This is a genomic window from Streptomyces sp. SD31, from assembly GCF_052068475.1.
Classification (GTDB): Bacteria; Actinomycetota; Actinomycetes; order Streptomycetales; family Streptomycetaceae; genus Streptomyces.
On record NZ_JBQHCX010000008.1, the window covers coordinates 304963 to 327783 of the forward strand.

Sequence of the window (22821 nt, forward strand, 5' to 3'; positions counted from 1 at the left end):
ATGCCGATGACCCTCACCCCCCAGCGCGAACCGAAGCCGGGCGCGAGACGCGTGGCCCGCATAGCCGTGGCCGCCGGTCTCGTCGCCGCGCTCTCCGCGGCCGGGCCGATACCCATGGCCATGGCCGCGGACCCCGCGCCCGCCGCGACGGACCCGAGCGTCAAGTCCGCGCACGACAAGCTCGGGTCGGACGACGCCGATCTGCTCGCCGAGGCCAGGGCCGACGGCGACAAGAACGTCACGATGATGATCGCGACCGCGCCCGGCCAGACCGAGAAGGTCGCCGAGCAGCTGGACGCGGTCGGCTCTGTGGGCCGCACCTACGACAAGCTCGGCTACGTCCGGGCCACCGTCCCCACCGGCAAGGCCGACTCGGCCATCGCCGCCGCCGCGAAGCTCTCCTCGGTGCACGGCATCGACCTGCGCGAGGAGATCCCCCTGGACGACCCCGCGGTCGACACCAGGAAGTCGACGGCCGCCGCGACCTCGTACTCCGCGCCGGACAAGAACACCCCGGCCGAGAACCCGTACAACCCGTCCTTCGAGACGGGCGCCGTCGACTTCGTCGAGGACCACCCGAAGGCCGACGGCCGCGGCATCACCATCGGCATCCTCGACAGCGGTGTGGACCTCGCGCATCCCGCGCTGCAGAAGACCACCACCGGCGAGCGGAAGATCGTCGACTGGGTCACGGCCACCGACCCGCTCCTCGACAACGACCGCACCTGGCGCCCGATGGTGACCTCGGTCTCCGGGCCCACCTTCGCCTACGGCAGCAAGACCTGGACCGCGCCCGCCGGTTCGTACCAGGTCAGCAGCTTCCTGGAGTCGTACACCACCGGCGGCGACGCGGCGGGCGACGCCAACCGCGACGGCGACACGACCGACTCCTGGGGCATCCTCTACGACGCCGCGAACGGCACCGTCCGCGTCGACCTCAACAACAACTACGACTTCGGCGACGACAGCCCGATGAAGCCGTACAAGGACGGCTTCCAGATCGGGTACTTCGGCACCGACAACCCGTCCACGGACGTCGCCGAGCGGCAGCCGTTCGTCGTGCAGATCCGCAAGGACGTGCCGATGGACCCGCTGGGCGGGACCTGGGTCGGCCAGAAGCGCGACTTCGTCAACATCGGCGTCATCGAGTCCGAGCACGGCACCCACGTCGCCGGCATCACCGCCGCGAACGGCCTGTTCGGCGGCGAGATGAACGGCGCGGCGCCGGGCGCCAAGCTCGTCGCGTCCCGTGCCTGCACTTGGACCGGCGGCTGCACCAACGTCGCGCTCACCGAGGGCATGATCGACCTCGTCGTCAACCGCGGCGTCGACATCGTCAACATGTCCATCGGCGGCCTCCCGGCGCTCAACGACGGCAACAACGCGCGCGCCGAGCTGTACACACGCCTGATCGACACCTACGGCGTCCAGCTCGTCATCTCGGCGGGCAACTCCGGCCCCGGCGCCAACACCATCGGCGACCCGGCCCTGTCCAGCAAGGTCATCTCGGTCGGCGCGACCGTCTCCAAGGAGACCTGGGCCGCCAACTACGGCTCGGTCGTGTCCAAGCCGTACGCGATGATGCCGTTCTCCTCGCGCGGCCCGCGCGAGGACGGCGGCTTCACCCCGACGCTCTCCGCGCCGGGCGCCTCGATCAACACCATCCAGACCTGGCTGCCGGGCGCCCCCGTCGCCGAGGCGGGCTACTCCCTCCCGGCCGGCTACGGCATGCTCCAGGGCACGTCGATGGCGTCCCCGCAGGCGGCGGGCGCGTCCGCGCTGCTGCTGAGCGCCGCCAAGCAGAAGGGCATCGCCCTCACCCCGGCGAAGCTGCGCACCGCGCTGACCTCGACCGCCGACCACATCAAGGGTGTTCAGGCGTACGAGGAGGGTGCCGGCCTCATCAACGTCGAGGACGCCTGGGACTCGATCCGTGACGGCGCCACCGCCCACGAGTACACGGTGAAGGCCCCGGTCGACACCGCGATCGACCAGCTCCTGAAGACGCCGGGCTACGGCACGGGCGTCTACGACCGCGAGGGCGGCCTCAAGGCCGGTCAGAAGAAGACGTACGACATCACCATCACGCGTACGTCGGGCGCGGACAAGGCGATCCGGCACGAGCTGCACTTCGAGAACAACGCCGGTGACACCTTCCGGATCGTCGGCTCCGACGAGATCAGCCTCGGCCTGAACAAGCCGGTCACCGTCCAGGTCGCCGCGAAGCCGTCCTCGGCCGGCATCAAGAGCGCGATCCTGGAGGTCGACGACCCGCGCACCGAGGGCATCGACAAGCAGGTCCTCAACACGGTCGTGGTCGCGGCGCCGCTCAAGTACACGTACTCGGCGTCCGGTTCGGTGCAGCGCAACAGCACCAAGCACTACTTCGTGACCGTCCCCGAGGGCGCCAAGTCGCTCGAGGTCGCGATCGGCGGGCTGAAGGACAAGAGCCAGACCCGGTTCATCGCCATCCACCCGTACGGCGTCCCGTCCGACCCGACCGGCACCCCGAACTGCTACAACAACTACCAGGGCGGCAACGGCTGCAAGCCGGACGTGCGTTCCTACGCCGACCCGCAGCCCGGCGTCTGGGAGATCGAGGTCGAGTCGCGCCGTACGTCGCCGCTGCTCGACAACCCGTTCAAGCTCGACGTCACCGTCCTGGGCGCGGCCTTCGACCCGGAGACCGTGACCGTCCCCGAGGCCAAGGTCGGCACCCCGGCCACCGCCTCCTGGAAGGTGACCAACAACTACGCCGCCATCGACGGCAAGCTGGCCGGCGGCCCGCTCGGCTCCTCGAAGACGGCTCGTCCGACCATCGCCGAGGGCGCCACGCAGACCACCACGGTCGAGGTGCCCGCGGGCGCCACGTCGCTGGACGTCACCATCGGCAACGTCTCCGACGCGGCCGCCGACCTCGACCTGGTCGTCTACGACGCCGCCGGCACCAAGGTCGGCAGCTCCGCCGACGGTGACTCGGAGGAGTCGGTCAAGGTCGCGAAGCCGGCCGCCGGGACGTACCGCATCGAGGTCATCGGCTACTCGGTGCCGGCCGGCTCGACGGCGTACGACTACCTGGACGTGTTCTACTCCAGCACGCTCGGCACCGTCACGGTCGACGCGTCGCCGGTGAAGCTCGGCACGGGTGACTCGACCACCGTCGCGGGCAGCGTCACCGCGCAGGCGGCCGCACCGGAGGGCCGGGAGTTCTTCGGCCAGGTGCAGCTGCTGAACGCGCGCGGCACGGTCGCGGGCGTGGGCCACGTGAAGATCGAGAAGGTCACGCCGTAATCACCGGTACGGCCATGGGGCGGGCGTCCGTGCGGACGCCCGCCCTTCGTCATTCGCAGGTGAGCTTGCCCGCCTCGGACAGCGAGGCGGTGATCCAGGCCCGTTCGAGAGCGATGTCATGCTCACCGACGGCCCAGACGTCCGGTGTCGCGGCATGCTGCGGGATACCGACCAGGAGGTGCTCGCCCTTGTCGACGATGTCCTCCTCCATCAGGAAGGTCACCTCGTCGTCCTTGCTCTTCTGCGGGCTCTTCTCCGGCTCGTAGAAGCGCGTCACCCGCAGCGTGATCCGCTCCTGCAGCGTCCCCGGCACCGGCACCACGGCGGTGACGTCTCCCTCGGCGACCAGGCGGGCGCAGGCGAGGTAGAGAGGGCTCATGACGTCGGTGTCGGCCTCCTTGGAGCTCGACTGGTCGGCGCTGCCGCCCGAGGCAAGGCCGGCGTCCCCGCCCTGCGACACCAGCCAGCCCAGGCCGGCCACCACGGAGGCGACGGCGGCCACCGCGAGGGTGCCGAAGGCCAGGGTGAACGCACGCCGCCGGGCGCGGGAAGTGCGTCGTGGGGGAACGGGCTCGGGGGCCTGGGCCTGGGCCGAGGGCGGTTCGGCGAGGGCCTCACCGATGAGTCCCAGTTGCTCCCGCAGCAGCGCCACATCGGCGGCGGCCGATCGGTGCTCGGCCATGAAGGCAGCGTCCGCGCGCGCCTCGTCCGGCAGCGGTTCGCCGGTGATCGCGGCCATCAGCGCGTCGGCGCGGGCACGGCCCTCGTAGCCGTCGTTGCCGTCGCGACCGTTGCGGCTTTCGTTCTCGGCGGTCACGTCACACCACCTCGTCCTCGTGCAGGCGGGCGCGCAGGGCCCGTACCGCCGTGTGCAGCCTGCTCTTGACCGTTCCCTCCGGTATGCCGAGCTCCTCGGCGATGTCGCGCACCGGCAGGTCGCCGTAGAAGCGCAGGACGAGGACCTGACGCTGGGCGTCGGGCAGGTCGTCCAGGCCCCGGGCGACGGCGAGGGAGAGCAGGCTGGTGTCCTCGCCGGAGGGGTGTTCGAGCTGGCGCAGGGAGGCGAGCCGCTCCCCGAGCCGCTCCTGGCGCTTCTTGGCCCGGTGCCAGTCCATGGCGAGGTTGGAGGCGACGACCGCCGCCCACGCCGAGACGTCCCGCGGCGCCTCCCGCCCGCTCGCGGCCCGCTCCAGCAGCCGCAGGCGGACCTGCTGTACCCCGTCCAGCAGGTCCGTCTGCGGCACCCCGCCCAGCGCGAGCACCGCCCGCACCCGACGCTCCTGGGCCGCGTCCAGAGGATCTCCGTGAGCGTCCTCTTGGGCCCGGCGGGCCTTTCTGCGCAGCACAAGCCACCCCCCTCACCGCGTTTCTTCTACGACGCCGCAGTGCACGGAAACGTTCGACCAGGTTTCCCTGAGTTCTGCGAGGCGTACGTCACACCGACGCACGATGCAGCACAGCTTGCGGCACGAGGGCCTCGTAGAGTGAATTTCTGCAGCTCAGAATGGGTGCGCACGGGAGTTCCGGAACCGGCGGGGCGAGCGGGGTGTCCCAGTACCCGGGCATGGACCACAAAGAATTGGACAGGTGGACCAGGGTCGGCCGCATGATGGAAACGCCGCAGACACACACATGAACGCGTAAAGGGAGTCGCCGTGAGGGTCGGAATCGTCGGAGCCACCGGTCAGGTCGGCACGGTCATGCGCAGGATCCTCAAGGAGCGGAACTTCCCGGTCACCGAGCTGCGCCTGTTCGCCTCGGCCCGCTCGGCGGGGACGGTCCTGGACGGGGTGACCGTGGAGGACGCGACGACGGCCGACTACAGCGGCCTGGACATCGTCCTGTTCTCGGCGGGCGGCTCGACCTCGAAGGCCCTGGCCCCGAAGGTCGCCGCCCAGGGCGCCGTCGTGATCGACAACTCCTCGGCCTGGCGCCGCGACCCCGAGGTCCCGCTGGTCGTCTCCGAGGTGAACCCGCACGCGATCGCCGACCGCCCCAAGGGCATCATCGCCAACCCGAACTGCACGACGATGGCCGCGATGCCGGTCCTGAAGCCGCTGCACGCCGAGGCGGGCCTGGAAGCCCTCGTGGTCGCCACCTACCAGGCGGTCTCGGGCTCGGGTCTCGCGGGCGTCGACGAGCTGTTCGACCAGGTCAAGAAGGTCGGCGACGACGCGCCCAAGCTGACCCACGACGGCTCGGCGGCGGAGTTCCCCGAGCCGAACAAGTACGTCGCGCCGATCGCGTACAACGTCCTGCCGATGGCCGGCTCGATCGTCGACGACGGCCTGAACGAGACCGACGAGGAGCAGAAGCTCCGCCACGAGTCCCGCAAGATCCTGGAGATCCCCGGGCTGAAGGTCTCCGGCACCTGCGTGCGCGTCCCGGTCTTCTCCGGCCACTCCCTCCAGGTCAACGCCCGCTTCGCCCGCCCGATCAGCGTGGAGCGCGCCAAGGAGCTGCTCGCCGGCGCCCCCGGCGTGGCCCTCACCGAGGTGCCGACCCCGCTCCAGGCGGCCGGCCAGGACCCGTCGTACGTCGGCCGCATCCGCACCGACGAGACGGTCGAGCACGGCCTCGCCCTCTTCCTCTCCAACGACAACCTCCGCAAGGGCGCCGCGCTGAACGCGGTGCAGATCGCGGAGCTGGTGGCGGCCGAGCTGAAGGGCTAGCCCCGCGCACCTCATGGCTGAGGGCTAAGCCCTGAGCACCTCGTAGAGGAAGCAGCCGTACTCGACGGCCCGGACGTGGACGAGCGCCACGGCCGGGTCGTCGAACGCGTTCTGGAGGGCCCCGGCGACCCCGTTCGCGTCCGCGACCAGCTGTCCGCCGAGGATGTGCCCCTCGGCCGAGTAGCGGCGCACCGTGCGGTGGGCGTTCGTGAAGGGCAGGGCGTCCCCGTCCGGTCCCGCGCACTCCTCGGCGTGGATGAAGACGGGCCCCTGCTCGTCGTACGCCCCGGGGCGGGCCCCGTTCTCCGCCGCCCAGCGGCGCAGGGGAGCGTACGAGACGAGGGCGATGAGCTCGCCGGGCGCGCTGTGGCGCAGGCAGCGCAGGGGCGACCCGCCCTCCTCGTCGGTCACGGGAACCATTTGGCGCCCCGCGTCGTCAGCAGAGCGCAACTCCTTCAGGGCCGTCGCAGAGACGGGGCGTGCGAAGTAGGTCGTCATGTCCCCAGCGTCACGCGCGTCCGCCCCGCCCACCGGCGGTTAACGGACATCGCGCTCCGTGCTGGTCCCGTGGAAGGATGGCGCAACCCACACATATCGAGGAGATGACCGCGTGCCTGGCACAAACCTGACTCGCGAAGAGGCACAGCAGCGGGCGAAGCTGCTCACCGTTGACTCGTACGAGATCGATCTCGACCTCTCCGGCGCGCAGGAGGGCGGCACCTACCGGTCCGTGACCACGGTGCGCTTCGACGTCGCCGAAAACGGCGCCGACTCTTTCATCGACCTCGTGGCCCCGACCGTCCACGAGGTGACCCTCAACGGTGACGCGCTCGACCCGGCCGAGGTCTTCAAGGACTCCCGGATCGCCCTGCCCGGCCTGCTGGAGGGGCCCAACGTCCTGCGGGTCGTGGCCGACTGCGCCTACACCAACACCGGCGAGGGCCTGCACCGCTTCGTCGACCCGGTCGACCAGCAGGCCTACCTCTACACCCAGTTCGAGGTCCCGGACGCGCGCCGCGTCTTCGCGTCCTTCGAGCAGCCCGACCTGAAGGCCACCTTCCAGTTCACCGTGAAGGCGCCGGAGGGCTGGACGGTCATTTCCAACTCGCCCACTCCGGAGCCCAAGGACAGTGTCTGGTCCTTCGAGCCGACGCCGCGCATCTCGACGTACATCACGGCGCTCATCGTCGGCCCGTACCACTCCGTGCACAGCGTCTACGAGAAGGACGGGCAGAGCGTGCCGCTGGGCATCTACTGCCGGCCCTCGCTCGCCGAGTTCCTCGACTCGGACGCGATCTTCGAGGTGACCCGGCAGGGCTTCGACTGGTTCCAGGAGAAGTTCGACTACGCGTACCCGTTCAAGAAGTACGACCAGCTGTTCGTGCCGGAGTTCAACGCGGGCGCGATGGAGAACGCGGGCGCGGTGACCATCCGCGACCAGTACGTCTTCCGGTCCAAGGTGACGAACGCGGCGTACGAGACGCGCGCGGAGACCATCCTGCACGAGCTGGCCCACATGTGGTTCGGCGACCTGGTCACCATGGAGTGGTGGAACGACCTGTGGCTGAACGAGTCGTTCGCCACGTACACGTCCATCGCCTGCCAGGCGTACGCGCCCGAGTCGCGCTGGCCGCACTCGTGGACCACCTTCGCCAACCAGATGAAGACGTGGGCGTACCGCCAGGACCAGCTGCCGTCCACCCACCCGATCATGGCCGAGATCCGCGACCTGGACGACGTGCTCGTCAACTTCGACGGCATCACCTACGCCAAGGGCGCCTCCGTCCTCAAGCAGCTCGTCGCCTACGTCGGCGAGGACGAGTTCTTCCAGGGCGTCCAGGCGTACTTCAAGCGCCACGCCTTCGGCAACACCCGCCTGTCCGACCTGCTGGGCGCCCTGGAGGAGACCTCCGGCCGTGACCTGAAGACGTGGTCGAAGCAGTGGCTGGAGACGGCGGGCATCAACGTCCTGCGCCCCGAGATCGAGACGGACGGCGCCGGTGTGATCACGTCCTTCGCGATCCGCCAGGAGGCCCCCGCGCTGCCGACGGGCGCGAAGGGCGAGCCAACCCTGCGCCCGCACCGCATCGCGGTCGGCCTGTACAACCTCGACGACGCAACCGGCAAGCTGCTGCGCGACGAGCGCATCGAGCTGGACGTGGACGGCGAACTGACCGCCGTACCGCAGCTGTCGGGCACGCGCCGCCCGGACGTGGTCCTCCTCAACGACGACGACCTGTCGTACGCGAAGGTCCGCCTCGACGAGCAGTCCCTGGCCTTCGTCACCGAGCACCTCGGCGACTTCGAGGCCTCCCTCCCGCGGGCCCTGTGCTGGGCGTCGTCCTGGGACATGACACGCGACGCGGAGCTCGCCACCCGCGACTACCTCTCCCTGGTCCTGTCGGGCATCGGCAAGGAGTCCGACATCGGCGTCGTGCAGTCGCTGCAGCGCCAGGTGAAGCTCGCGATCGAGCTGTACGCCGCCCCGGCCGCCCGCGAGACGCTGCTGACCCGCTGGACGGACGCCACGCTGGCCCATCTGCGCTCGGCGGAGGCGGGCAGCGACCACCAGCTGGCGTGGGCGCGGGCCTTCGCGGCGACGGCGCGCACGCCCGAGCAGCTCGACCTCCTCGAGGCCCTGCTGGACGGCTCCCAGTCGATCGAGGGCCTGGCCGTCGACACGGAGCTGCGCTGGGCGCTCGTCCAGCGCCTGGCGGCGGTGGGCCGCTTCGACGAGACGGAGATCGCGGCCGAGTACGAGCGGGACAGGACGGCGGCCGGCGAGCGCCACGCCGCCACGGCCCGCGCCGCCCGGCCGACCCCCGAGGCCAAGGCCGAGGCCTGGTCGTCGGTCATCGACTCCGACAAGCTCCCCAACGCCCTCCAGGAAGCGGTCATCGGGGGCTTCGTCCAGACCGACCAGCGCGAACTCCTCGCCCCCTACACGGACAAGTTCTTCGAGGTGGTCAAGGACATCTGGGACGCCCGCTCCCACGAGATCGCCCAGCAGATCGCGGTCGGCCTGTACCCGACGCTCCAGGTCTCCGAGGAGACCCTGAGCAAGACGGACGCCTGGCTGTCCTCGGCGGAGCCGAACGCGGCCCTGCGCCGCCTGATCTCCGAGTCCCGCGCGGGCGTGGAGCGGGCGCTCAAGGCGCAGGCGGCGGACGCGGCGGCACAGTAGTCGTAGTTCATACGCCGATGAGGGCGCCCGGCAGCACGCCGGGCGCCCTTCCCTGTGCTCAGGAGCCACCGAGGACCAGTGGCACGCGGTGCGGGTTCAGGGCAACGCCACCCCCACGTGATGTCCGGCCACGGCCCACTCCCGCCGAAGATCCAGCCCTCCCCTTGAGATCGGCCGGCCGCACCGCCTCGCCCCCCGCCAGCCGATGTCCCCGAGGCAGCGCGACATCCAACGGATCCGCCGGCAGCGGTACCCGCGTGAGGCGCACGTCCCCCCACCGTCGGTGCCTGCGCCGCGAGGGACAGGGCGAGGTCCACCTCACCGACGGCCGGCAGCTCGTAGGCCTCCCCGGCCTCGGCCTCCCGCACCGGTACGACCACCCCCGGGTACGTCTCCCGCGACGCCCGCACGGCCGGCACGACCAGCGCGGGCACCGCCGTCCACCCCGACCCGGCCCACCCCGATCTGCCCCACGACCGTCGCCCCGAACGCCAGCGCCATGCCCGCCAGTTGGAGCGGGCTCAACGCCTGTCCCAGCGCAGCCCAGCCGACCACGGCGGCGGTCAGGGGGGACAGCGGGCCGAGGAAGGTGACCTGCGTGGCGCTCAGGCGGCCGATGCCGCGGAACCAGAGCCAGTACGCGACCGCCGTGTTCGCCAGCGCCAGATAGACGTAGCCGCCGACCGCCCGGCCGTCGAGCGCGGGCGGGGCGCCCTCGACCAGGAGGGCGAGCGGGGCGATGAGCAGGCCGCCGGCGGTGAGCTGCCAACCGGTGAGGGCGAGCGGACCGACACCCTCGGGGCGCCCCCACCGCTTGGTCAGTACGGTGCCGGTGGACATGGCCGCCGTGGAGGCCAACGCCGCCAGCAGCCCGACGAGATCGAGCACACCGGCCGCCTTCAGCACCACCAGGCTGACACCGAACGCCGCCACGACCCCGGTGAGCACGTTGCGCACCGTGGGCCGTTGCCCGAGGAACAGCGCCGAAAGACCCACGACGAACAGCGGGCCGACCGAGCCGACAACGGCCGCCATACCCCCGGGCAGCCGGTACGCGGAGAGGAAGAGGAGAGGGAAGAAGGCGCCGATGTTCAGGGCGCCCAGCACCGCCGCCTTCCCCCACCAGGCACCGCGCGGCAGCACACGGGCGAGGGCGAGCAGCAGCAGACCGGCGGGCAGGGCGCGCATCAGGCCGGTGAACAGGGGGCGGTCGGCCGGCAGGAACTCGGTGGTGACCGCGTAGGTCGTGCCCCAGGAGATGGGCGCGAGGGCGGTGAGGAGTATCAGGGCGGCACGGTTGGCGGCCATGGGACGCATCCTTCCGAGTAGGTCAGCGGAAAGTAGCTTAGCCGTAAGCTACTTTCCGTCAAGCCACTTTCTTGCGGGCGAGCGTCCCACCGCGGATACTCACCCCATGAGCGAACGCCCCCAGCGCAAAGACCCCGTCGACGCGATCATCGACCAGTGGGCGACGGTGCGGCCCGAGCTCGACACCAAGGCGATGGAGGTCTTCGGGCGGATCTACCGCCTCTCGCGCACGATGGGCGACCGCATGGAGAAGGCGTACGCGCCCTACGGCATCTCGCGCGGCGAGTTCGACGTCCTGGCGACCCTGCGCCGCTCCGGAGAGCCCTACACCCTCTCGCCCCGTCAGCTCTCGGCGACGCTGATGCTCACCACCGGAGGCATGACCGGCCGGCTCGACAAGCTGGAACGGGCCGACCTGCTACGCCGCTCCCCCGACCCGCACGACCGCCGCGGTCTGCAAGTCACGCTCACCGAGAAGGGGTTGAGCATCGTCGATCAGGCGGTCGGCGCCGGCCTGGCCGTCCAGACGGAGGCCCTGTCCGCCCTCGACGACGAACAGGCCGGCCAACTGGCCGACCTGTTGCGGGAGTTGCTCGCCGGGACGCCCGATCCCCGGTAGGCGGGGCTGCGCTCACCCCACGTGCGCGGCGACCGCCGCCTCGATCGCCCGCGCGTCCGTGGCGTCCGACGCCCACGCCACGTATCCGTCGGGCCGCACCAGCACGGCCGTACGGCGGTCGCTCGCCCAGCGCTCCACGGCCGGCCGGTGCTTGCGGGAGGCCTGGCCCTCGGACACTTCCGCCGCCTTCGGGACGATCAGCACGAACCGTCCGCCGCGCAGGGCCTCGTAGAGGCGGCCGCTCTCCAGAGCCACGTCCGGGACACGGGTGCCGACCAGGCGGTGGGAGCCGCGCGGGGCGGGGTACCTGTAGCCGATGCCCGAGATCTGGGCGAGCGCCTTCGCCTGGGCGGGCCGGGCCGCGTTGACGAAGGCGGAGACGAGGGCGCGTACGGCGCGCGACGCCGGGTTCTGCGCCCTCGCCAGCCGGACCAGCCCGCCGCTGCTGCGCAGCACGGCCTTGCCGACCGGGTGGCGTTCGGCCTGGTAGGTGTCCAGCAGCGCCTCGGGTGACCGACCCTTGACGACCGCGGCGAGCTTCCAGCCGAGGTTGGCCGCGTCCTGGAGGCCGGTGTTCATGCCCTGGCCGCCCGCCGGCGAGTGGACGTGCGCGGCATCGCCGGCGAGGAAGACCCGGCCGACCCGGTACCGCGGCGCCTGCCGTTCGTCGCTGTGGAAGCGGGAGAGCCAGCGCGCGTCGTGCATGCCGTAGTCGGTGCCCAGGGCGCGGCGGGTGACCTCCTTGACCTCGTCGAGGTCGAGCGGGGCGTCGTCGGGGACCTCATGGTGGCGGTTCCAGCCCATGACGCGGTACCAGCCGTCGCCGAAGGAGGCGATCATCGCGAAGGCGTCACCGGCCCCGTTGACGGTGAGCACGCTCTCGGGCCGCTCGGCGAGCCGTACGTCCGCCAGGAAGAGGGACTTGATGACGGAGACACCGGGGAAGGACAGGCCGACGGCCTGTCGTACGGCACTACGGTGGCCGTCCGCGCCGACGACATAGGCGGCGCGGCGCGTGACGACCGCCCCGTCCGGGCCGCGCACATCGAGGTCGACCCCGCTGTCGTCCTGCCGCAGCCCCACGACCTCGCTCTCGAAGAGGAACTCGACACCGAGCTCACGCGCCCGCCGCTCCAGCAGCCGCTCGACCTCGTACTGCGGGGTGATGAGCAGGAACGGGAAGCGGGACGGCAACGTGCCGAGATCGAGGGAGAGCCGGCGGAAGAGACGCAGCTCGGTGATGGTGCTGCCGGTGGCCAGCAGGTCGTCGGCGAGGCCGCGGGCGTCGAGCTGCTCCAGGGTGCGGGCGTGCACGCCGAAGGCGCGGGAGAGGTTGCTGATCTTGTGAGGGCGCTTCTCGACGAGGGTGACGGGGACGCCGGCGGCGGCGAGGTCACCGGCCAGGAGGAGACCGGTGGGGCCGGAGCCGACGACGAGCACGGGGTGGGTGGGGTTGGTGCCAGTGCCGGTGCCGGTGCCGTTCGTGGTGGTCATGGTGGCCTCCTGGTTGCCAACACTCGTTGGCCAACAAATGTTGGTCAACGCTTGTTGGCAACAATAGGGCGGCGCTGGCCAAGGCGTCAACACTTGTAGGCCTACACTTGTTGGCATGATGCAGAGCAGGCCCCCCACCCCGACCCCACCCCGTCGCTCCGAAGCCACCCGCACGGCGATCCTCGACGCGGCCCGCGAGCGCTTCGCGGCCGACGGTTACGACCGCGCCACCATCCGCGCCATCGCCAAGGACGCGAGCATCGATCCGTCGATGGTGATGCGGTACTACGGCAACAAGGAGGGCCTGTTCGCGGCGGCCGTCGCCATCGATCTGCGGCTGCCGGACCCGGCGTCGTTGCCCCGGGACGACGTCGGCCGGGCGCTGGTGACGCACTTCCTGGCCATGTGGGAGAAGAACGAGGTGCTCACGGCCCTGCTCAGGGTCGGCGCGACCAACCAGGCCGGGGCCGAGCGCATGCGGAGCATCTTCGGGGACCAGCTGCTGCCGGTCGCCCGCCGGGTGTGCCCCGACCCCGAGCAGGCCCCGGCGCGGGCGGCGCTGGTGTCGGCGCAGTTGCTCGGGCTGGCGCTCACGCGCTACGTACTGCGGTTTCCGCCCGCCGTGGACCTGGCCCCCGAGGAGGTCGTGGCATGGCTGGCGCCGACGGTGCAGCGGTATCTGACGGCGCCGTATCCGGCGTGAGCGCCACGTGTTCGTGAAGGTCCCCTGCCCGTGAGGGCCGCCCACCGGTGAACGCACCGAGGGCGCCGGCCTCGTCGTACGTACGGCGGATGCGCGTACGTACGACGAGGCCGGCGCCCTCGGGGAAGCTGTGACCGGACGGAGCCGTCCTGGTCAGGCCTTCGCCTTGACCTTCGCCTTCGGCTGGCGGTCCGTGGAGCGGTCCAGGACCATCACGAGGCCCGCGATGACCGCGAACAGCACGATCGGGGCCAAGACGAACTGGCCCAGCGTCTCCATGACGCTCAGGCCCGGACCGGGGTCGTCGCCGTCGTCACGCGCGAGCGCGAGCGCAGGGGACGACATGAGCAGCATCATCAGCGTCGTACCGGCAGCCAGGGCGCCGGCGCGCAGGGCGTTCTTCTTGTCCACGGGGCCAAAAGTACCGAACGCCGGGAGGGGCCGCGCGCCCGGGGTGCCGTAGGAGGCGCGGACCGCCCGGCATGACGCGCGGCCTGCCCGGCGTCATCCCCGCCGGGCCGCCTCGCCCCGCACCACCTCCACCAGCGCCCGCACCCGGGCCGACGCCGTCAGTTCCTCCAGCGTCACCGCCCGTCCCTCCGCGTCCGCGATCGGCAGTCGCCAGTTCGGGTACTGGTCCCAGGTCCCCGGCAGGTTCTGCGGGCGGCGGTCGCCCACGCCGTCCGGGAGCCAGATGCCGACCATGCGGGCCGGGGTGCGCAGCAGGAAGCGGTGGACGGCCTGGATCTCGGCCTCTTCCTGCGAGGTGCCGTGCCCGCCGTGTGTGCCGCGCAGCAGCCCGAGCCGGGAGAGCAGTCCCAGCCACTCGCCCGTGTCCGCCGACGCCGCCGCCTGCTCCTGCTCCAGTGGGCCGGTCAACAGGCCGAGGCTGTCGCGGAGTTGGACGTGTTCGCCGGTGAGGCGGGCCGCGGTGGGCGGCAGGTCGTGGGTGGTTGCGGTGGCGAGGCAGTCGGCGCGCCAGGAGTCCGGTGGCAGGGGGCGGGCGTCGCCGTCCCAGTCCCGCTCGAACCAGAGCACCGAGGTACCGAGCACGCCCCGCGCGCGCAGCGTCTCGCGCACGCCGGGCTCCACCGTGCCGAGATCCTCGCCGATCACCACCGCCCCGGCCCGGGAGGCCTCCAGCACCAGGATCGCGAGCATGGCCTCGGCGTCGTAGCGGACGTACGTCCCCTCCGTCGGCGTGTGCCCCTGCGGCACCCACCACAGCCGGAACAGCCCCATGACGTGGTCGATGCGCAGCGCGCCCGCGTAGCGGAACAACGCCCGCAGCAGTCGGCGGTACGGCTCGTATCCCGACTCGGCCAGCCGGTCCGGTCGCCAGGGCGGCAGCCCCCAGTCCTGGCCGCGCGCGTTGAAGGCGTCCGGTGGTGCGCCCACCGACATCCCGGCGGCGAAGTACTCCTGCTGGGCCCAGGCGTCCGCGCCCCCGGGGTGCACCCCGACGGCCAGGTCGTGCACGATCCCGACCCGCATCCCCGACTCCCGCGCGACCCGCTGGGCGGCGGTCAGCTGGCCGTCGGTGAGCCACGCGAGTCGGCAGTGGAGGTCGACCCGGTCCATCAACTCGCCCCGCGCGCGGGCGGTTTCGGGCGACCGAGGATCTCGTAGCCCCTCCGGCCAGCGCTGCCAGTCCGAGCCGTGCACCTCGGCCAGCGCGCACCACGTGGCGTGGTCCTCCAGCGCCTGCCCCTCCCGCGCGAGGAAGTCGGCGTACGCGGCCCGCCTCCCCGGCCCGAGCGGCACCTCGCGCACCAGCTCCAGCGCCTGGCGCTTCGCCTCCCACACCGCGTCCCGGTCGATCAACGCCCCGTTCTCCAGCACCGCTTCCCGCAGCCGCCCGGCCCGCTCCCGCAGCGCCCGCATCCGCTCGCGGTCCTCGATGTATGCGAACTCGGGCACGTCCTCGACCCGCAGATGCACCGGGTCGGGGAAGCGGCGGGAGGAGGGGCGGTAGGGGGACGGGTCGGTGGGCGCCCCCGGTACGGCCGCGTGCAGCGGGTTGACCTGCACGAATCCGGCGCCGAGCGCCCGGCCGGCCCAGGCGGCGAGTTCGGCGAGGTCGCCGAGGTCGCCCATGCCCCAGGAGCGGCGGGAGAGGAGGGAGTAGAGCTGGACGAGGAGGCCGTACGAGCGTTCGGTGGACGCGGGCAGGCGGGGCGGGGCGACGACCAGATGACTGGTCGCCGTACGGCCGTCGGGGGCGGTCGCCGTCAAGCGGTGGACGCCGGGTGGGAGTCGGTCGGCGGCGGCGCGGGTCTCGCCCTGTTCGGTCTCGATGTGCAGCCGGGTGCCGGACGGCAGGGATGCCAGCGCCTCGGGCTCGGCCCCGCTCCAGCACACCACCGTCGGCGGCAGCAGCCGCTCACGCAGCTCCCGCTCCCGCGCGGCGAGCGCGGCACCGACGGCTCCGGGGGTGCCCGTGTCGATGTCGAGGGCGGCCAGGGCGAGGGTGAGCGCGGTGGCGGAGGCCGTGACCGTACGGTCGGCGGACGGCTGGTAGGAGGTGGCGACGCCGTGCAGCTCGGCGAGCCGGGTCAGGTCGTCGGAGGGCAGGTCCTCGGGACTCCCAGGAGTCTCGGCAGGGGCTTCGGCCGACCGCTCTGCTGTCATCTACGGCCTCGGGAAATCCATGTCCATGTCCATACGGCTGTCCATACCCGCATCCCAGACGGCCGCCTCACTGGTCAGCGGCGCGGCGTCGGCGAGGGGCGGTTCGCTCGTGAGGGGCTCGACGTCGGGGAGGGGCGGTTCGCTGGTGAGGGGGGTCGCGAAGCAGGCGCCCTCGGCGCTGAAGACGCAGGCGTGCATCTCGGGTTCGGTGAAGACGCCTTCGTACGTCTCGCGCTCGCTGGGCGCCTCGGGTTTGGACAGGGCCGATGCTGTGGGCACGGGGGCCTCCTCGTCTGGTTCGGCGTGTGGGTTATCGCAGCCCTACCCAGCAGGCGCGGGGACAGACGTCCGGAGACAAACATCGTGCCTCTCGTCACATTCTGTTCCGCACGTCCTGTTCCGCCGCAGAGTTTTCTGCCCGCTTACTATTCACTCAGTACATGTACTCAGTGCATAATGATCGACATGAGCACCCGCCACATCCTGTTGGGGCTGCTCGCCACGGGGCCGAGCCATGGCTACGACCTCAAGCGACGCCACGACGAACGCTTCCCGCAAGCCCGCCCGCTGGCCTACGGGCAGGTCTACACGACCCTGCAGCGGCTGGTCCGCGACGGGCTCGCCGAGGTCGACGGCACCGATTCGGACGGCGGCCCGGAGCGCACCACGTACCGCTCGACGGACGACGGAGCGCGTGAACTGGCCAAGTGGGCCGGGGAGATCGCGCCGCCCGCGCCGTTCGTGACGAACGAGATCTTCGCCAAGGTCGTCGTGTCGATCCTGTCCGGCGGCGACCCCGAGGCCTATCTGCGCGCCCAGCGCGCCGCCCACATGGAGCGGATGCGAGAGCTCACGGCGGTCAAGACCGCGCAGGGCACCGATCTCGCGACCGTGCTCTCGGCGGACTACGCCCTCAACCACCTCGACGCCGACCTCCGCTGGATGACGACCACGGCGGCCCGGCTCACCACCTTGACCGCGGAGGTCGACGCAGCATGAGCAACACAGGGGAAGGCACGGTGCCGCTGCTGGCGGCCCGTGACCTCGTCAAGGCACACGGCAGGACCGAGGCCCTGCGCGGCGCCTCGATCGAGCTGCGGGCCGGCGAGATCCTCGCCGTCACCGGCGCCAGCGGCAGCGGGAAGTCCACGCTGCTGCACTGCCTGGCCGGCATCGTCCGCCCGGACACCGGCTCGGTGACGTACGACGGGCAGCGGCTGGACCAGCTGCCGGAGAAGCGGTTGAGCGAGCTTCGGCGTACGGAGTTCGGCGTGGTCTTCCAGTTCGGGCAGCTGATCCCCGAGCTGACGGCCCTGGACAACGTCGCGCTGCCGCTGCTGCTCGCCGGTGCCCGCCGGCAGGAGGCTCAGGCGAAGGCCGGTGAGTGGCTGGAGCGGTTCGGGGTGCGCGGACAGGAGGAACTGCGGCCGGGCGAGATGAGCGGCGGCCAGGCGCAGCGGGTGGCCCTGGCCCGGGCCCTGGTCACCGGCCCGAAGGTGGTCTTCGCGGACGAGCCGACCGGGGCACTGGACTCCCTGGCGAGCGAGCAGGCGATGACGGCCCTGGCGCACACGGCCCGCGAGTCGGGCACGGCGGTGGTGCTGATCACCCACGACGCCCAGGTGGCGGCGTACGCGGACCGCGAGCTGCGGTTGAGCGACGGGACCGTGGCCCCGCTGGAGGTGGCCGCATGAGAGCCGATCTTCGGCTGGCCTGGCTGCTCACCCGGGGGTCCGACCGGCGCGAGTGGTGGCGGGTGGGGCTCACCGCACTCGGGGCGGCGCTCGCGACCGGTTTCGCGGCGGCGGGCGTCGCGCTGGCCTCGCTCGACGGCTACAACAGCGTGCCGCTCGCTCACGGCCTGCTGAACACCGCCGGAGGCCGCTCCGGGGTGATCTTCACCCTGGCGCTCCTCCTCATTCCGGTGCTCGGATTCCTCGGCCAGAGCGCGCGCATCGGCGCCGTCCACCGCGACCGGCGACTCGCCGCACTGCGCCTGGCCGGGGCCACGCCCTGGCAGGTGCGCCGGATCGCCGCACTGGAAGCGGGGCTCGCCTGTCTGCTGGGCTCGGCGCTCGCCACCGCGGTCGCGGTGCCCGTACTGCTGTCCCAGTGGACCAGTCCGACCCTCCTGGCCTGGACGGGGATGGCCCTGGTAGCCCTGGCCGTGCCGACGTTGGGCGCGGCGGTGTCCGCACTGGCGTTGCGCCGGGTGGTGGCGTCACCGCTCGGCTGGGTGCGCCGGGTGCGGGCCGGCCGGCGTCCGGGGCGGGTGTTCCTGGTGGCGACCGGGCTGCTCGCGGTGCTGGCGGCACTGACCTCGCTGACCCCGATGTACGACAGGCCCCAGCGTTTCTCCCCCGTCGCGCTGTTCGTCCTGGCCCTGGCCCTGCTGGTCGGCGCCGCGGCGGTGTGGCTGACCGGCTGGTCCTCCGGCCTGCTGGGCCGCACCCTCGCGGCCCGGGCCCAGCGCCCGGACCTGCTGATCGCGGCGGAACGGCTGCGCGACGACCCGTGGGCGGCGGCCCGCACCCACGCGGCCGTGCTGCTGGTGACCGTCGTCGCCACCGGCTTCGTGGGGGTGCGGCAGGTGTTTCTCGCCGATCTGCACGCCATGCGCCGCCTGGGCCGACTCGGCATGGACATGGAGTTCTATACGACGGGCCTCGATCTGACGGCGGCCGCGATCCTCGTCGCCCTCGGGATCGTCCTGTCGGCCCTCGCGCTCGGCACGGCCGAGTCCCTGGCCACCCGGCGCAGGGGCCTGGCCGTGCAGAACGCGGCCGGGGTCCCGCGCGAGGTGCTGGCCCGGGCGCTGTTCCTCGAGACCGCGCTCCCGCTGGTCCCGGCGGTCGTGGTGGCGGGCTCCGGCGGCATGGCGATCGGCGCCTGGTACGCATCGATCGCCACTGAGTGGACAGTGCCGGACGTGCCGTACGTCTCCCTGCTGGTCCCCTTCGCGGTGTACGCCTGCTGCCTGCTGGCCGCGGCCACCTCACTGCCCCTGCTGCACCGCTCGGTCCGCCCGGCGGAGCTGCGCTACGGGTGAGGACGGCCGGACGGCCGCGCGACCGTCCGGCCCTGGGGGCACGGGGGACCCCCGGGGCCGGATGCCACGCACACGGCACGACGGGTATGCGAAGGCCCGGACCGTCAGGCGGAAATGCCGTCGATCCGGGCCATGGCGTCCTCCGCGCCGAACGGCTGCAAGTACGGCAGCCAGCGCGGGTCCCTGTGCCCGGTGCCGATGATGCGCCAGGCGAGACCGGTGGGCGGGGCGGGTTTGTGGCGCAGCCGCCAGCCGATCTCGAAAAGGTGTCGGTCGGCCTTCACGTGGTTGCAGCGGCGGCACGAGGCCACCACGTTGTCCCAGACGTGCTTGCCCCCGCGGCTGCGCGGGATGACGTGGTCGACGCTGGTTGCGACGCCACCGCAGTACATGCACCGGCCCCCGTCGCGCGCGAAGAGCGCCCTACGGGTCAGAGGAACGGGCCCCCGATAGGGAACCCGGACGAATCGCTTGAGCCGGACCACGCTGGGTGCGGGGACTGTGACGGTTGCGCTGTGCATGAAGGCGCCGGACTCCTCGAGGCATACGGCCTTGTTCTCGAGGACGAGGACGAGCGCGCGGCGGAGCGGTACGACGCCGAGTGGCTCGTACGACGCGTTGAGGACCAGGACATGCGGCACGGATGCCTCCTTGGGCGTCGGCGGCGCGTGGCTCGCGCCGGGACGATCTGTAGTCAGTGTCCCCTCTTGCCTGGTGAAAGCGCCACCATGTCCCGGTAACGGGCTGAGAGTGTTTTCGACCACATCTGATTCATCCCCAGGATGACGAACGGTTCATCCCTCCAGTTCATCCCCCGGTGGGCACGGTTCCTCCCTTGAACATGGCGACGATCCACACACGATGCCCCGATAGTGTGGTGGGCCTGCCCCACCGGTGACCTTTTCGTGACCTTGACCATCTGCCGGTGGGGCGGGCCGCTGCACTGGAGGTACCAGCCGTGTCCTTGCCCGCCGTCCTACTGGCCGCCGGTTCGACCCCGTCACCATCCCCCTCGGAGACGACCACCCCGGCGGTCCCCTCGATCCAGGACGCCCAGGAGAGCGCTACCCAGGCCGCGAGCTGGTTCGAGGAGAACTGGTCGACCTGGCTCGCCATAGGTCTGAAGATCCTGCTGATCCTGGTGATCGCGGCGGTGCTGAGAATGGCGATCCGGCGGGCGATCACCAAGCTCATAGACCGGATGAACCGCACGGCGCAGGCGGTGGACGGCACGGCCCTCGGCGGCCTGCTCGTCAACGTCGAGCGCCGCCGTCAGCGCTCGCAGGCGATCGGCTCGGTCCTGCGGTCGGTGGCCAGCTTCCTGATCATGGGCACCGCGGCCCTGATGATCCTCTCCACCTTCGACATCAACCTGGCCCCGCTGCTGGCCTCCGCCGGTGTGGCGGGCGTGGCGATCGGCTTCGGCGCCCGCAACCTGGTCACGGACTTCCTCTCCGGCGTCTTCATGATCCTGGAGGACCAGTACGGCGTCGGCGACTCGATCGACGCGGGCGTCGCCTCCGGCGAGGTCATCGAGGTCGGCCTGCGCGTGACCAAGCTGCGCGGCGACAACGGCGAGATCTGGTACGTCCGCAACGGCGAGGTCAAGCGGATCGGCAACCTCTCGCAGGGCTGGTCGACGGCCGGCGTGGACGTCACGGTCCGCTCCTCCGAGGACCTGGACAAGGTCAAGCGCAACATCGGCGAGGTCGCCGAGAAGATGAGCAAGGAGGAGCCCTGGAACGAGCTCCTCTGGGGCCCGATCGAGGTCCTCGGCCTGGACAGCGTGCTGCTGGACTCGATGGTCGTACGGGTGTCCGCGAAGACGATGCCCGGCAAGTCCCTGACGGTGGAACGCGAGCTGCGCTGGCGCATCAAGCGCGCCTTCGACGCCGCCGACATCCCGATCGTCGGCCGCGCCCCCCTCACCACGGAGGAGGCGGCCGCGACCGACCCGACGGCGGGCATGGCGGCTCCGTCGGCGTACTCCAACACGTCCTCTCCGCAGGCCCAGGCGGCTACGCCGCTGGCGCCGCCGAGCGTGACGAAGTAGGCGGGGGGACGGGAGCGGGGGCAGGCGTACGGCGAAGGGCGCGCGCGGTCAGCGGGCACGGACCTCAGTCGACCCACTCCCGCCACCGTGGCCAAGGCCGCTCACACCGCCCCTCGGCGATCGCCTTCTCGTACTCCCGCCGGGCGAGTTCCTCCAACTCACGCCCGGTCGCAGGCTTGCTGCCGATGGTGGTGACCCTGGAGAAGGCGATCAAGCACTCGCCGTGCGATACGGGCCGCGTCGCCCAGAAGACGAAGGACACGCCCGCGATGATCACGGCGAGCGAGGCGAGGGCGAGCAGCGCACGGCGACGGTCACGCGTCATCCGCGCAGCCTAGCCGCACCCGATCACAGCGCCGCCAGAACCGGTCATCGCGCCCAGGGGGGCGTCCTGTACAACCCTTGGTGGTCAACGCGAGGGGGGCTGGGCATGGCGGGCGAGCGATCGTTGGGGCGGGGTTTCGGGTGGCTGTGGGCGGCGTACGGGGTCAGTACGTTCGGGACCCGGCTCGCCTTCGACGCGTTCCCGATCATCGCGGTCGTCGTGCTGCACGCCGGGGCGAGTGAGGTGGCGCTGCTGGCGGCCTCGGGGCTCGCGGTGGGGGCGGCGGTGGCGGTGCCGCTCGGGGCATGGGTGGAGCCGCGCCGGAAGCGGCCGGTGATGGTCGCGGCGGACCTGATCCGGTGCGCGGCGCTGCTGAGCGTCCCCGCCGCCTTCGCGCTGGACGGGCTCGGCCTCGGCCAGCTGCTGGTGGTGTCGGTGGTGGTCGCCGCGGCGGACATCACGTTCACCGCGGCGAGCGGGGCGTATCTGAAGTCCCTCGTGGCCCCGGAGGACCTGCTCGTGGCGAACGGCCGCTTCGAGGCCACGACATGGACGGCCACCGCGCTCGGCCCGCCGCTCGGCGGGGTGGCGATCGGCGTGTTCGGCCCCATGGCGACGGTCCTGGCGGACGCGGCCAGCTATCTGCTGTCGGCGCTGGGCATCCGGGCGATCGGCGGTAAGGAAAGGCAACAGACCCGTCCTGACGCGCCCTCGGGCCTGCGGGTGCGCGACCTCCCGGCGGGCTGGCGGCACATCCTCACCCACCCCACGCTGCGCCCGCTGTTCCTCAACACGATCCTGGTCAACGCCCTGATCATGGCGCCGGCCCCGGTGTTCGCCGTCCTCATGCTCGGCCAACTCGGCTTCGCCCCCTGGCAGTACGGCCTCGCCTTCGCCGTCCCGTGCCTCGGCGGCCTGCTGGGCTCCCGCCTGTCGCGGCGCCTGGTCGCCCGGTACGGCCGACACCGGGTCCTGCTCACCGCCGGCGCCCTGCGCGCCTGCTGGCCCGTCGGCCTGGCCTTCGTCGGCCCGGGGACGTCCGGCCTCCTGCTCGTCATGGTCGTCGAGTTCGGCCTGATCACCTGCATGGGCGTCTTCAACCCGGTACTCGCCACCACCCGCCTGGAACGGACCCCGTCGGACCGGATCACCCGCACCTTGTCGGCATGGCAGGTCACGAGCCGGACGACGACCGCGGCCATGACGGCGCTGTGGGGCCTGCTGGCGGCGCTGACCGGGCCCCGCGTCGCGATCGCCCTCGCCGGGGTCCTACTGCTGGCGACTCCGCTGCTGCTCCCCCGGCAGGAGCGCGCGCCGCAGCACAGCACCACCGGGTAACGACAGTCACGACGGTAACGACTGGGTCGCCTGGTATAGACCTCTCTTGACGCCGCCTTCTCCTCGGGTCTACCTTCCTGGACAACCCGATAGGAAACTTTCCTAACAGTGATCCTGGATGGACTTCCGTCGTAGATCGCTGAGAAGCTGGTCA

General features: G+C 71.7%; 20 protein-coding genes. 10 read left to right on the top strand and 10 right to left on the bottom strand.

The genetic code is table 11. The features are described 5' to 3' along the window. The first annotated feature begins 6 nt into the window (after window positions 1-6). A complete protein-coding gene (locus ACTMVF_RS19440; RefSeq protein ID WP_441272319.1) occupies window positions 7-3291 on the top strand; it encodes a S8 family serine peptidase in 3285 nt (1094 codons plus the stop codon). Window positions 3292-3340: 49 nt separating this feature from the next. On the opposite strand, the gene ACTMVF_RS19445 is transcribed toward ACTMVF_RS19440, so the two are convergent. Then, complete coding sequence (locus tag ACTMVF_RS19445; protein WP_441272320.1) at window positions 3341-4108, bottom strand: hypothetical protein; 768 nt, start codon at window positions 4106-4108, stop codon at window positions 3341-3343. A 1-nt stretch (window position 4109) separates the two neighbouring features. Next, on the bottom strand, window positions 4110-4637 hold the full coding sequence (locus ACTMVF_RS19450; RefSeq protein WP_441272321.1) for an RNA polymerase sigma factor: 528 nt from the start codon (window positions 4635-4637) through the stop codon (window positions 4110-4112). Window positions 4638-4946: 309 nt separating this feature from the next. Here ACTMVF_RS19450 and ACTMVF_RS19455 point away from each other — a divergent pair, with 309 nt between their 5' ends. Continuing rightward, on the top strand, window positions 4947-5963 hold the full coding sequence (locus tag ACTMVF_RS19455; protein ID WP_441272322.1) for an aspartate-semialdehyde dehydrogenase: 1017 nt from the start codon (window positions 4947-4949) through the stop codon (window positions 5961-5963). Between the two features lie 24 nt (window positions 5964-5987). Here ACTMVF_RS19455 and ACTMVF_RS19460 read toward each other — a convergent pair whose 3' ends face one another. Then, a complete protein-coding gene (locus ACTMVF_RS19460; protein WP_441272323.1) occupies window positions 5988-6461 on the bottom strand; it encodes a DUF1203 domain-containing protein in 474 nt (157 codons plus the stop codon). A 112-nt stretch (window positions 6462-6573) separates the two neighbouring features. Between ACTMVF_RS19460 and pepN the strand changes: the two genes are divergently transcribed. After that, the gene (gene pepN / locus ACTMVF_RS19465; RefSeq protein ID WP_441272324.1) at window positions 6574-9147 is read left to right on the top strand and encodes an aminopeptidase N; all 2574 of its coding nucleotides are present in this window, start codon (window positions 6574-6576) and stop codon (window positions 9145-9147) included. Between the two features lie 318 nt (window positions 9148-9465). Here the strand turns inward: pepN and ACTMVF_RS19470 are convergent, their stop codons facing one another. After that, complete coding sequence (locus tag ACTMVF_RS19470; protein ID WP_441272325.1) at window positions 9466-10455, bottom strand: EamA family transporter; 990 nt, start codon at window positions 10453-10455, stop codon at window positions 9466-9468. Window positions 10456-10561: 106 nt separating this feature from the next. On the opposite strand from ACTMVF_RS19470, the gene ACTMVF_RS19475 reads away from it, so the two are divergent. Then, entirely contained in the window at window positions 10562-11074 is a 513-nt protein-coding gene (locus tag ACTMVF_RS19475; RefSeq protein ID WP_441272326.1) for a MarR family winged helix-turn-helix transcriptional regulator, read from the top strand. A 12-nt stretch (window positions 11075-11086) separates the two neighbouring features. On the opposite strand, the gene ACTMVF_RS19480 is transcribed toward ACTMVF_RS19475, so the two are convergent. Then, window positions 11087-12568, bottom strand: coding sequence for an FAD-dependent monooxygenase (locus tag ACTMVF_RS19480; protein WP_441272327.1), 1482 nt, complete (start codon window positions 12566-12568; stop codon window positions 11087-11089). Window positions 12569-12683: 115 nt separating this feature from the next. Here ACTMVF_RS19480 and ACTMVF_RS19485 point away from each other — a divergent pair, with 115 nt between their 5' ends. Beyond that, window positions 12684-13271: a TetR/AcrR family transcriptional regulator gene (locus ACTMVF_RS19485; RefSeq protein ID WP_441272328.1), complete on the top strand. Its 588-nt coding sequence runs from the start codon at window positions 12684-12686 to the stop codon at window positions 13269-13271. A gap of 153 nt (window positions 13272-13424) precedes the next feature. Here the strand turns inward: ACTMVF_RS19485 and ACTMVF_RS19490 are convergent, their stop codons facing one another. The 3 genes from ACTMVF_RS19490 to ACTMVF_RS19500 all read right to left on the bottom strand — a co-directional run bounded on the left by ACTMVF_RS19490 (window position 13425) and on the right by ACTMVF_RS19500 (window position 16181). Further along, window positions 13425-13682: a hypothetical protein gene (locus ACTMVF_RS19490; RefSeq protein ID WP_403328968.1), complete on the bottom strand. Its 258-nt coding sequence runs from the start codon at window positions 13680-13682 to the stop codon at window positions 13425-13427. A gap of 93 nt (window positions 13683-13775) precedes the next feature. Then, complete coding sequence (gene malQ / locus ACTMVF_RS19495) at window positions 13776-15902, bottom strand: 4-alpha-glucanotransferase (RefSeq protein ID WP_441272329.1); 2127 nt, start codon at window positions 15900-15902, stop codon at window positions 13776-13778. Next, window positions 15903-16181 (bottom strand): hypothetical protein, encoded by a 279-nt coding sequence (locus ACTMVF_RS19500; RefSeq protein WP_441272330.1) that lies wholly within the window; start codon window positions 16179-16181, stop codon window positions 15903-15905. Window positions 16182-16367: 186 nt separating this feature from the next. Here ACTMVF_RS19500 and ACTMVF_RS19505 point away from each other — a divergent pair, with 186 nt between their 5' ends. From ACTMVF_RS19505 to ACTMVF_RS19515, 3 genes are read left to right on the top strand one after another with little or no spacing between them, the layout of a single operon-like run. Then, window positions 16368-16901 carry a PadR family transcriptional regulator gene (locus ACTMVF_RS19505; protein ID WP_441272331.1) on the top strand — a complete coding sequence of 178 codons (534 nt, stop codon included), beginning with the start codon at window positions 16368-16370 and terminating at the stop codon, window positions 16899-16901. Next, complete coding sequence (locus ACTMVF_RS19510; RefSeq protein WP_441272332.1) at window positions 16898-17596, top strand: ABC transporter ATP-binding protein; 699 nt, start codon at window positions 16898-16900, stop codon at window positions 17594-17596. The genes ACTMVF_RS19505 and ACTMVF_RS19510 overlap by 4 nt, the downstream gene beginning before the upstream one ends. Next, window positions 17593-18951 carry an FtsX-like permease family protein gene (locus ACTMVF_RS19515; RefSeq protein ID WP_441272333.1) on the top strand — a complete coding sequence of 453 codons (1359 nt, stop codon included), beginning with the start codon at window positions 17593-17595 and terminating at the stop codon, window positions 18949-18951. Before ACTMVF_RS19510 ends, ACTMVF_RS19515 begins: the two co-directional genes overlap by 4 nt. A gap of 104 nt (window positions 18952-19055) precedes the next feature. On the opposite strand, the gene ACTMVF_RS19520 is transcribed toward ACTMVF_RS19515, so the two are convergent. Beyond that, on the bottom strand, window positions 19056-19592 hold the full coding sequence (locus ACTMVF_RS19520; RefSeq protein ID WP_030049754.1) for an HNH endonuclease: 537 nt from the start codon (window positions 19590-19592) through the stop codon (window positions 19056-19058). 317 nt (window positions 19593-19909) lie between these two features. Between ACTMVF_RS19520 and ACTMVF_RS19525 the strand changes: the two genes are divergently transcribed. Next, entirely contained in the window at window positions 19910-21004 is a 1095-nt protein-coding gene (locus ACTMVF_RS19525; protein WP_441272334.1) for a mechanosensitive ion channel family protein, read from the top strand. Window positions 21005-21068: 64 nt separating this feature from the next. Here ACTMVF_RS19525 and ACTMVF_RS19530 read toward each other — a convergent pair whose 3' ends face one another. Continuing rightward, window positions 21069-21329 (bottom strand): hypothetical protein, encoded by a 261-nt coding sequence (locus tag ACTMVF_RS19530; protein WP_441272335.1) that lies wholly within the window; start codon window positions 21327-21329, stop codon window positions 21069-21071. A 105-nt stretch (window positions 21330-21434) separates the two neighbouring features. Here ACTMVF_RS19530 and ACTMVF_RS19535 point away from each other — a divergent pair, with 105 nt between their 5' ends. Beyond that, window positions 21435-22667, top strand: coding sequence for an MFS transporter (locus ACTMVF_RS19535; protein WP_441272336.1), 1233 nt, complete (start codon window positions 21435-21437; stop codon window positions 22665-22667). Window positions 22668-22821: the final 154 nt, after the last annotated feature.